9 protein-coding genes are annotated in these 9,440 nt (G+C 48.3%); 8 read left to right on the top strand and 1 reads right to left on the bottom strand.

Annotated features, from left to right (window positions below; genetic code table 11):
• Window positions 1-619, top strand: a 619-nt coding sequence (locus IQ257_RS27720; RefSeq protein WP_416207940.1) for a glutamate ligase domain-containing protein, incomplete at its 5' end; no start/stop codon positions are given.
• Between the two features lie 19 nt (window positions 620-638).
• Here IQ257_RS27720 and IQ257_RS27715 read toward each other — a convergent pair.
• Window positions 639-1,910: an ABC transporter substrate-binding protein gene (locus IQ257_RS27715; RefSeq protein WP_193881184.1), complete on the bottom strand. Its 1,272-nt coding sequence runs from the start codon at window positions 1,908-1,910 to the stop codon at window positions 639-641.
• 489 nt (window positions 1,911-2,399) lie between these two features.
• Between IQ257_RS27715 and pilM the strand changes: the two genes are divergently transcribed.
• The 7 genes from pilM to IQ257_RS27680 form a co-directional block, all read left to right on the top strand.
• The gene (gene pilM, locus IQ257_RS27710) at window positions 2,400-3,503 is read left to right on the top strand and encodes a type IV pilus assembly protein PilM (RefSeq protein ID WP_193881187.1); all 1,104 of its coding nucleotides are present in this window, start codon (window positions 2,400-2,402) and stop codon (window positions 3,501-3,503) included.
• A gap of 4 nt (window positions 3,504-3,507) precedes the next feature.
• On the top strand, window positions 3,508-4,365 hold the full coding sequence (locus IQ257_RS27705) for a PilN domain-containing protein (RefSeq protein WP_193881190.1): 858 nt from the start codon (window positions 3,508-3,510) through the stop codon (window positions 4,363-4,365).
• Window positions 4,366-4,372: 7 nt separating this feature from the next.
• Complete coding sequence (locus IQ257_RS27700; protein WP_193881193.1) at window positions 4,373-5,176, top strand: hypothetical protein; 804 nt, start codon at window positions 4,373-4,375, stop codon at window positions 5,174-5,176.
• A 51-nt stretch (window positions 5,177-5,227) separates the two neighbouring features.
• On the top strand, window positions 5,228-7,864 hold the full coding sequence (locus IQ257_RS27695; RefSeq protein ID WP_193881196.1) for an AMIN domain-containing protein: 2,637 nt from the start codon (window positions 5,228-5,230) through the stop codon (window positions 7,862-7,864).
• A 104-nt stretch (window positions 7,865-7,968) separates the two neighbouring features.
• The gene (locus IQ257_RS27690) at window positions 7,969-8,229 is read left to right on the top strand and encodes a DUF2281 domain-containing protein (protein ID WP_193881199.1); all 261 of its coding nucleotides are present in this window, start codon (window positions 7,969-7,971) and stop codon (window positions 8,227-8,229) included.
• Window positions 8,230-8,753: 524 nt separating this feature from the next.
• A complete protein-coding gene (locus IQ257_RS27685) occupies window positions 8,754-9,035 on the top strand; it encodes an HU family DNA-binding protein (RefSeq protein ID WP_193881201.1) in 282 nt (93 codons plus the stop codon).
• A 26-nt stretch (window positions 9,036-9,061) separates the two neighbouring features.
• Window positions 9,062-9,440, top strand: a 379-nt coding sequence (locus IQ257_RS27680) for an aminotransferase class I/II-fold pyridoxal phosphate-dependent enzyme (RefSeq protein ID WP_416207939.1), incomplete at its 3' end; no start/stop codon positions are given.

The raw sequence follows: 9,440 nt of genomic DNA, 5'->3' as shown, positions 1-9,440 counted from the left end.
GCCTTATCTAAATGAGAGTGGAGAACTTTCCGTGTCTCCTAGTAGATGGGCATCTTATCAGGGCATTGAGTATCCCTTACCCTTACTCGGAAACATTCAGTTATCGAATTCGGCAATAGCGATCGCTACCCTACAAACCCTCACTGCCCAAGGTTGGCAGATTCCTGAAAGTGCGATCGCATCCGGTATGGCAAAAACCACCTGGCTCGGACGCCTGCAATGGACGACGTGGTGCGATCGCCCCCTTCTGATTGACGGTGCTCATAACCCTGCTGCTGCCCAAGCTTTGCGTCACTACGTCGATACCCTCAATACCCCAGTAAGTTGGATTATGGGTATCCTTTCTACCAAAGACCATGCCGACATCTTCAAAGCCTTACTACGACCCACTGACCGATTGTACCTGGTTCCCGTCCCAGACCACAGTTGTGCCGACCCAGAAACCTTAGGAGCGATCGCGCAATCCATTTGCCCAGAACTTGCCCATTGCCAAACCTACCCCACCTTAGAAGCCGGACTCCAAGCCGCTATTTCCACCTCTGAAGATTTAATGGTTCTGTGTGGTTCTCTTTACTTAGTCGGTTACTTCTTACAATTTGAGATCCCCGACTTCTCCTAGAAGTCGGGGATCTAAACCCTTACCTTTGATTCCACTCCTCAGCCGCATCCGCAACCGCCTGCTCTACCGTTTTCTCATCCAACATCGCCGCCTGCAAATTCTCGTAGATTGCCTTTTGCAGCTTATTCAAATCCTTCATCGCCGGCACCAACACCTCCGCGTCAGTCAACTGAGTGGCACTAATACTCCGCGCCTGTTCCACCGATGAACCACTAGCCGCCTTAGACAACTCTGTCTTGTACGCTTCCACCGCCTTAACGGTTGAAGGCAGCACATTCGCCGCCTTCGCAAATGCCAACTGATTGTTTGTATTCGTCACAAACAGGGCGAATTTTAACGCCTCCTCTGGTTTATCGGTATCACGGGGAATTACCACATTCATCACAGCTACATTTTTCTTCCCCGTCTCCCCTGTAATCTGGGGTGCTGTCGCCGATACCTTCGCAATGTCTGGCGCGTTCGTTTCAATCGTCTTCAAAAACTCAGCCCCCGAAGCCAACAAAGCCGTCTCCCCTGCCTGATACAGCTCGATCGCATTTCGATGTCCCTGAGTCAAAACTTCCCGTGGCAACAATCCCTTTTTATATAAATTGACCCAATACTGAAATGCTGCTTTCCCTTCAGGGGTATTAAACGCCGCTTCACCAGAATCGTCTACTAACTGTACCCCCATCTGCACGAAGGATTCCAGCACCTCACCCGAATCATCTGGCACAAAGGTGACAAAAAACGCATACTTGCCCGTCTTATCCTTGACTTGCTGGGCAACCTCAGCTAATTCTGCGTAAGTGGCGGGGGGCTGATTAATTCCAGCTTCTTCAAGTAATGCCTGATTGTAAATTGTAACACGAGTGGTAAGATACCAGGGAATGCCAAAACTTTTGTTATCAACGGTGCTGGCGTTCCAGATTTTCGGTAAATACTGCTGTTGGTCGGCTGGAGAGATACGGTTATCCAAGTCCAACCAGGCATTGCGGGTTGCCAGTTGGGAGGCAAAGCTCGGGTTGAGGTTAACCACATCCGGCGCAGTTTTCGCCGAAACTGCCGTCAGAATTTTCCGCTCCATCTCCGACCAAGGAACATCCACCCAGCGCACCGTGATCTCTGGATTTTCTGATTCAAAGGTAGCAATCAGCTTGTTGAAATATTCGGTAAACTGGGGTTGTAGTTGCATTGTCCAGAACTCGATTTCTGGGCTAGCCGAGGGTGCAGGTGGTGAACTACAGCTAATGACCCAGCTCAACAACCATCCCAACAGTGCAAAAAGTCCCAAACGTTTCCAAGGTTTCATGCTATTCGTGTAAAGTTTTGATTCAATCCCTAGTATTAGCCGTTAAGCCGATCTGCCTGTAAAATCTAGAAATTATCTGCCTTGGTTCCCAAGGTGGCTGTGCGGGTTCTCCCATAGAGGAGATAATCGGTGAATGAGGCGCGAAGCTAACATCGTAATCTTTGATTTGATGTTAGTAGTTTACTCATCCTACTTTATCAAAATGGAGTGTAAAGGGATGAGCCTTGTCAATGGTAGCTTGAGTAGCGATCGCATCTGAGGGGTGTCCGAGATATGGCATTTCCTCCCATCGTCAGGTACATTTATTTTTCTTACCCACTCCCCACTCCCTACTCCCCACTCCCTACTCTTCTAAGGTGAATTAAGAATTACAGGGCATGAGCTAGATTAGTTAATATATATCGGTATTATTGATAAGTCACCCTAGCCTCCCCATCTATCAGTTTCAGGTTACTTCTTCTCAATCCCCATTCCAGTCCCAAGCCACCTATGTTTAACCAGGTTAAAGATCTATTTTCAAAGAGTAAAAAAGGTATCGGTATAGAGATAGCACCGGAACGAATTAACATCGCCCAACTGCGCAAGCAAGGACAGGGCTATAAACTCACCACCCTCTACTCCCACGAGATACCAGAAGGCATTTTTCAAGGCGGACAGATTGCCGAGCCGCCCGAACTCGCGGAACTCGTTAAGACTGCCATTACAGAGAGCAAAATTAAAGCCGAACGAGTCGCCACTGCTGTTCCCATGCGGGAAGCCGTGATTCGGATTATTCCCATTCCCGCCGAATTGGATGACCGAGAACTGCGAGATATGGTACTCAACCACGAAGCGGGTCTTTATTTGCCCTATCCTCGTGAAGAAGTAGATTTAGATTATCAGAAGCTGGGTTTCTTTGTCGATGAAGATGGCATTGAAAAGGTACAAGTCTTGCTCGTGGCTACCCGCAAGGAAGTCACCGATATCTATCTCGATATCTTCGAGCAGGTAGGGGTGCAATTAGACGTGCTAGAGATTAACAGCTTCGCCATGATTCGCACCATCCGGGAGCAACTGCGACAGTTTGCCCCCCAAGAAGCTGCCGTACTCGTCGATATTGAATTCGACAGCACCGAGATTGCTATTATCGTTGACGGCGTTCCTCAATTCTCTCGCACGGTGCCCATCGGCACATTTCAACTCCAGAGCGCTCTTTCTAGAGCCATGAATTTGCCAACCTCCAGAAATACTGAACTCCTGCAAGGCATGACTATTCCCAACACCCCAGTGGATGGAATGCGCACCGGAGCCACAGGAATCAATCCCGGCATGGCGGCTCTGTTGCGTGTTTTGGGAGAACTTGCCGATGAACTACGTCGTTCCATCGATTTTTATCTAAATCAAAGCGACAATTTAGAAGTAGCCCAGCTCCTTCTGGCAGGTCCAGGAGGTGGCATTGGGCAGTTGGACGAGTTTTTTACCCAACGGTTAAGCTTGCCCACGACTCAAGTTGATCCAGTAGCAGCACTTTCCTTAGAGATAGATCGAGACATTCCTTCAGTGCAGCGACCGGGACTCGGAACCGTATTGGGATTAGGATTGCGGGAGGTTTAAACAAATGTACAGTCTAGATGTCAATTTTTTAAAGGATCGACCTCAATACCAACAAGCTGAGGCAAAACCGAAAGGTAAAGCCATAGATATGGGGTCAAAAACACCGCTAATTTTAGGAGCGATTGTTGGTTTGCTCCTGCCAGCAGCGGTCGGGGGTTTGTGGTTATTTTTACAGCAACAAAATACCCGATTACAAACAGAAATTGCGGATGTAGACCAGAAACTGGCAAGTCTAGGTGCTCAAAAGCAACAAATTGCCCAGCTTGACCAGCAAATTCAGGAAGTCAACCAGAAAACAACAGCACTGGCAACGGTCTTTAATCAAATTAAGCCCTGGTCAGCCATTTTGCAGGATGTTCGCGAACGAATTCCCACAGGCGTCCAAATTCAGTCTATCCAGCAAACTGAAACAGCCGCCAGTCCCCCTCCTGCATCAAGCGACCCCAATGCTCCAGCCGCGAGCGCCCCAGCTCCAGCCATTAATTTAGAGATTTCTGGTACAGCTAGCTCCTTTGATGATGTAAATTATTTTTTACTGACCCTACAGCGGTCTTCGTTTTTGAAAAACGATGAAACCCAGTTAGTCAGCGCTCAGTTAGTCCCCAACCCCACTCAGCTAAAAGTCCCTGAAAAAGAAGCACAACAACAGTCATCAGCCGAAGTCACCTACGAACTGCCGAAAGTAGTGAGTTACAAAATTAAAACCAGCTTGAACGATGTCCCGGCGTCCGAAATACTCCGGGAAATCGACCGCAAAGGTGCCGTGGGATTAGTTACTCGCATTAAAACCCTTCAGCAGATTACGCAAAAGACGCCCAGCGAGACACCGAGCGAGACACCTACCCAGACAGTTACGGAGTGATGTAACCATGACATACGCCGATCAAGAGTTTATTCCAGTTGATGGTCAGGAGGAAGCTCCTAGCTATCCCACAGCTTTTGGCATTACTTTCACTCCAAAAGTTTCAGGAATAAGTTTGGCAGTTTTAGGTCTGGTGGGAGCCGTTTACCTGGCAATCAACTTTGTACAACCCGTGTGGCAGGAATACCAGACGTTAAAGACAGACTTGACAACGAAAGAATCTCAACTTCAATCCCCTGAAGAAATTCAGGCACAAATTCAACAAAAGAAAGTGGAACTGGAGCAGGCAGAGCAGCAGAATCAACAGGTTCTGAGTTTATTTGCGACGGATAAAGCCCTTGACACCTTGCTGTTAGATCTCAACACTATCGTTCAAGAAAAAAAAGAAGGAGGTTCTGACAGCAAGTTGATTAGTTTTCAGCCTGCGGAGCAGCAAGAGCAAAGTAATATTGTCACAGACAGTTCCTTGGGAGCAGAAGTTAACGGCAAACTCAAACGCAAAGTCATCAATGTAGAACTTGAAGGCAGCTTTGATCAAATTCAGTCAATTCTGCGGAGTATTGAACGCTTGCAAACCCTATTGCTCATTAAAGATCTCAAAACTGAGGTCAGTACACCCCAAGGTTTGTTGATTAATGATAAAGGTAAAGTTGTCCCCGTCGTGATTAAGGGAGAAAAAGCCATTCCTGGAGCAAAACCAACGCTCAAAGCCACCTTTAATCTAGAGGCACTATCGCCTTTGACTGAAGAGGAAAACAAAGCAACAGAAGCAGCCGCCGAACAACAGGCAGCTCAAGAACCAGCCCAATAGTACATAGCAATAACGCGCCGCAGGATTACTCAAATAGGTGAGGAGTGAATCGTGAAACAGGCTCAAGTATTCAGTGGAATTGCCGTGGGAGGGGTTGTAACCCTCTTGACAAATCAGCCCGCATGGGCAGCCGCAGTCCAAGTGACCGCCGTACAAATTAATCCTAGGGGAACTAGCCTAGAACTCATTCTAGAAACACAAGCAGGCGACCAGCGTCCCCAGATCTTCTCAGTGAACCGGGGCAACGACTGGGTCGCCGATATCGTCAATACCCGGCTCAACCTGCCCCAAGGCAACAACTTCCGCCAAGACAATCCCATGCCAGGTATTCAGGCGGTTGCAGTCAACCAGCTCGAACCCAACAGTATTCGGATCACCGTTACAGGTGCTGAGAGTCCACCAAGCGGTCAAATTCTCAGGCAGGAGGATCAACAAATTGCCCTAGGCATTAGCCCACCCGCCACAATCCCTCAGACGGTAGAACCCATCTCTGTTCCACCACCGACTGCCGAAGGCGCATCACAAACCCCCTTAACTACGCCTAACCCATCACTAGCAACGGATTCAGAGACTGGCGCAGCCTTGCCCACTCTACCAACCCCCAGCCCCCAGAATCAGGGTACCAATTCACCAGCCGTGGTGGCGCAAATCCCCGCGCCTGCACAGGTTGAACCCCAAGGAGAAATTCCGGCTATTCCACCGCCACAGAGACAGACACCCGCCGTTCAACCCCCCGTGCCCGCTCCCAACCCAGATGTACTGGTTCCCAATCCCCGCATCACCATTGATGGAGTACCCGCAGCACCCGCCGGTGCAGTACAGCCCGTAGCACCAGCTCCTCCCTTCTTGCCCAGAGCCGTTGCGCCCCCAGTGGGTGATATTTCAGTTTCTAATATCAATGCAGCGGCTAGCCAAATCGACTTGGGAACAGCAGCCGTTGTTCCTCGCTTGTCCTTGCGAGAAGCCCCCGTGCGAGAAGTGCTATCACTCCTAGCTCGCTCCGCCGGACTCAACCTCGCCTATACTGGTGGCGGAGCTGAGGGTGGTGGCGCTCCAGGTGCTGCCCCAGCAGGTGCCCAACAAACCATTTCCCTGGATCTAGAAAACGAACCTGTTCAAGATGTCTTTAACTACGTGCTCCAACTCTCTGGACTCCAAGCAAACAGACGAGGACGCACCATTTTTGTCGGTCCGCAACTACCCGCAGAGGCTCGCAATATAGTCAGCCGCACCTTGCGTCTTAATCAAGTACCTGCGACGAGTGCCGCAAATTATTTGACGGCTCAAGGGGCAGAAACTCAGATTCCGATTGAGCAAGTCCAAATTCAGACCCTTGGAGAAGGAGCAGCCGCTCGTACCGTTGAAACCAGAACTCCCAGCATTCTCGCTCTGAGAGCTACAGAGACGGATGCAGTTTTATTACTCAGAGGTTTATCAGTCGTAACCGATGAGCGGCTCAACGCTATAACCTTGGTTGGTGAACCGCGCCTCATAGAAATAGCTTCAGCGTTACTAACTCAGCTCGATTTGCGGCGTCGTCAGGTGGCAATCAATGTCAAGATTGTTGATGTCAACCTCTTGGGAACGGATGCTTTTAATACCAGTTTCTCCTTCGGAGTTGGTGATGGCTTCTTTGTCGTTGACCAAGGAGCAGCCGTCTTTAATTACGGGGATTTCAGACCACCGAGTGCATTAGAAACACAAACAAGTACAGCTTCTCCTACTGTAATTCCTAATCCCTTTGCCGGAGCTGAAATTTTTAGCGACCCAAATACGACCTTTATTATTCCCGATGCAGGACCGAGGACACAAATTATCAACCGACCGGGCGGCCCACCACTTGAAATTTCTCCACCAAGCGATGTATTTATTATTGGGGGAACACCTTTTGTGAGGTTAAGCGATCCCCTAGTACCTGGAATTACAGATATCACACTACCTACGGATACGATCATCACTTATGATCAGGACGGTAATCCTACTGTAACGGTAGGTGAAGCAGGTGATGTTACCTTTGGTCTCCCCTCTCTATTTCAGTACCCGAAAAGGTTCCTCGCTGCCTTACAAGCTCAAATTACCAGTGGCAACGCCAAGATTCTGACTGACCCCACGCTCGTAGTCCAAGAGGGTCAAACTGCTCAAGTCAACCTAACTCAAGAGGTTGTTGGCAATATTACCAGTGAAACTGAATCGTCTGATAACTTAACGACTAGGACAGTAACGGCAGAGATTCGGGAAGCAGGTTTAATCCTTAACGTCATCGTTGATAGAATTGATGACAACGGTTTTATCACGTTAGCTGTAAATCCGACAGTGACCTCCATTGGCAGCGTTCAAAATCTAAGTGTTGGACAAGACACCAACCAAATTGCTTTACTGAATCGACGGGAACTTACTTCTGGACAAATTCGCCTGCGAGATGGTCAAACTCTCATTTTGGCAGGGATTATCCAAGAAACTGACCGGACAACGGTAAGAAAAGTACCAATCTTAGGTGATATTCCAATTCTGGGGGCATTATTCAGGAGTACAGAACGGCAGAATCAGCGACAAGAGGTAATTGTGCTGCTCACACCCCAAATTATTGATGACTCAGAGCGCTCAGGGTGGGGTTACAACTACACCCCGGGTCGGGAAACCCGTGAAGTCTTGGAACGTCGAGGTTTTCCCACAACAGGTGGTAATTAGGAAACTTCAAATAGTTAATTATCCCGTAGGACAGGCATCTTGCCTGTCTAGGGTAGAATAGCTCGTAGAAAAGCAAGGGGGAGTATTGGAGGAGGTTGAGTCTGATGACGATTCGTGAAACCACTATTGCCAAATTGCAGCAATTGCCGGAGCCATTCTTACAACAAGTTAGCGATTTTATCGACTTTTTGAGGTACAAGCAGCAACACAGCACCATCAGTGATAAGCTCAGCAGTGATATTACCCAAGCATGGGTACGATGGTTTGAGTCTGTCGATCTGCTGGAGGTTGCTCCGAATCAGCCAGCGAGTAACTATCAAGAACTTTTGCTGGCTAAGTATCGGCAACAGGGTTTAGAACTATGATTTTGTGTGATGCTGGGGTTTTGCTTTGCCTGGTGGATCGTACCCAACCCCAGCATAACGCCTACAGAAATGTGATTTTACGTCTTTCATCACCCCTTTCTTATTCTATCGTATTGGCGATCGCGATACTTTTGATATTATTCAAGTTGAGTTTAGACTTTGTATTGATTTTTCCTGAAGAGCCATATTTATAAACTCGCCCCTACTGTATTCCATCAAGTCGCAAACTGCTATAAAAGTCAAAAATAGCCTATTCTGAGTTAAAAAACGTTACAATTAGGCGTGAAATTAGCAAATATAGTAAGTATTTTTACTCAAAAAACCCGAAATCCACATAATTTAAAGCTTTCAACGATCCATATCTGCCAAGCAGACATTAGAATAATGCAGTGAAACTTCGAGCCGGTGGGTGTTTCAGCCGTTTTTTTGCTGGAACCCCTACTCTTAAGGTCAACACACCTAACCTCAATACCCAAAAGTTAGAGCGATAGTTGACTCGCAATCCACAAAAAAGGAGATTTTTCATGAACAAGGGCGAATTAGTTGACAAAGTTGCAGAAAAAGCAACCGTGACCAAAAAGCAGGCTGATGCTGTCTTAACAGCAGCCTTAGAAGCGATTATGGAAGCGGTTTCTGAAGGTGACAAAGTTACCTTGGTGGGCTTTGGCTCCTTTGAGTCGCGGGAACGCAAAGCCCGTGAGGGGCGCAACCCCAAAACCGGTGACAAGATGGAAATTCCGGCGACTAAAGTTCCGGCTTTTTCGGCAGGTAAGCTGTTTAAGGAGAAAGTTGCGCCACCTAAATAGCCGTTAAATTTGAACGGAACGTATTCTTGAGACGACCAACTCACGGGGGAAATTTAGCCTGGGCAGCGGCACTGGCAGGCTGTCCCCCTTCCTTAATTCTTGATTTTTCGGCTAGCATCAATCCACTCGGACCGCCGAAAAGTGCGATCGCAGCAATTGAGACTCAACTCAAAGACTTGATTGCCTACCCCGATCCCAATTACCATCAGTTGCGAACCGCTCTATGTCACCTACACCCAACTCTGACACCCGACTGGATTCTACCCGGTAACGGATCGGCAGAGTTACTAACCTGGGCAGCTAGAGAACTTTCGCAACTGGCAGAAACTGGCATTATCACCCCCGCTTTCAGCGATTACCAGAGAGCGCTGAAAGCCTTTGATGGCAAAACCAGGGAGTACCCCC

Origin of the sequence: Coleofasciculus sp. LEGE 07092 (assembly GCF_015207375.1) — a bacterium.
Classification (GTDB): Bacteria; Cyanobacteriota; Cyanobacteriia; order Cyanobacteriales; family Coleofasciculaceae; genus LEGE-07092.
Note: the sequence above shows the minus strand (reverse complement) of the source record. Positions and strands in the feature narration are given on the sequence as shown.

Bases quoted from the DNA above. Each gene is read 5' to 3' on its own strand.
- IQ257_RS27715 (WP_193881184.1), bottom strand. From the start codon at position 1,910: ATGAAACCTTGGAAACGTTTGGGACTTTTTGCACTGTTGGGATGGTTG.
- pilM (WP_193881187.1), top strand. From the start codon at position 2,400: ATGTTTAACCAGGTTAAAGATCTATTTTCAAAGAGTAAAAAAGGTATC.
- IQ257_RS27705 (WP_193881190.1), top strand. From the start codon at position 3,508: ATGTACAGTCTAGATGTCAATTTTTTAAAGGATCGACCTCAATACCAA.
- IQ257_RS27700 (WP_193881193.1), top strand. From the start codon at position 4,373: ATGACATACGCCGATCAAGAGTTTATTCCAGTTGATGGTCAGGAGGAA.
- IQ257_RS27690 (WP_193881199.1), top strand. From the start codon at position 7,969: ATGACGATTCGTGAAACCACTATTGCCAAATTGCAGCAATTGCCGGAG.
- IQ257_RS27685 (WP_193881201.1), top strand. From the start codon at position 8,754: ATGAACAAGGGCGAATTAGTTGACAAAGTTGCAGAAAAAGCAACCGTG.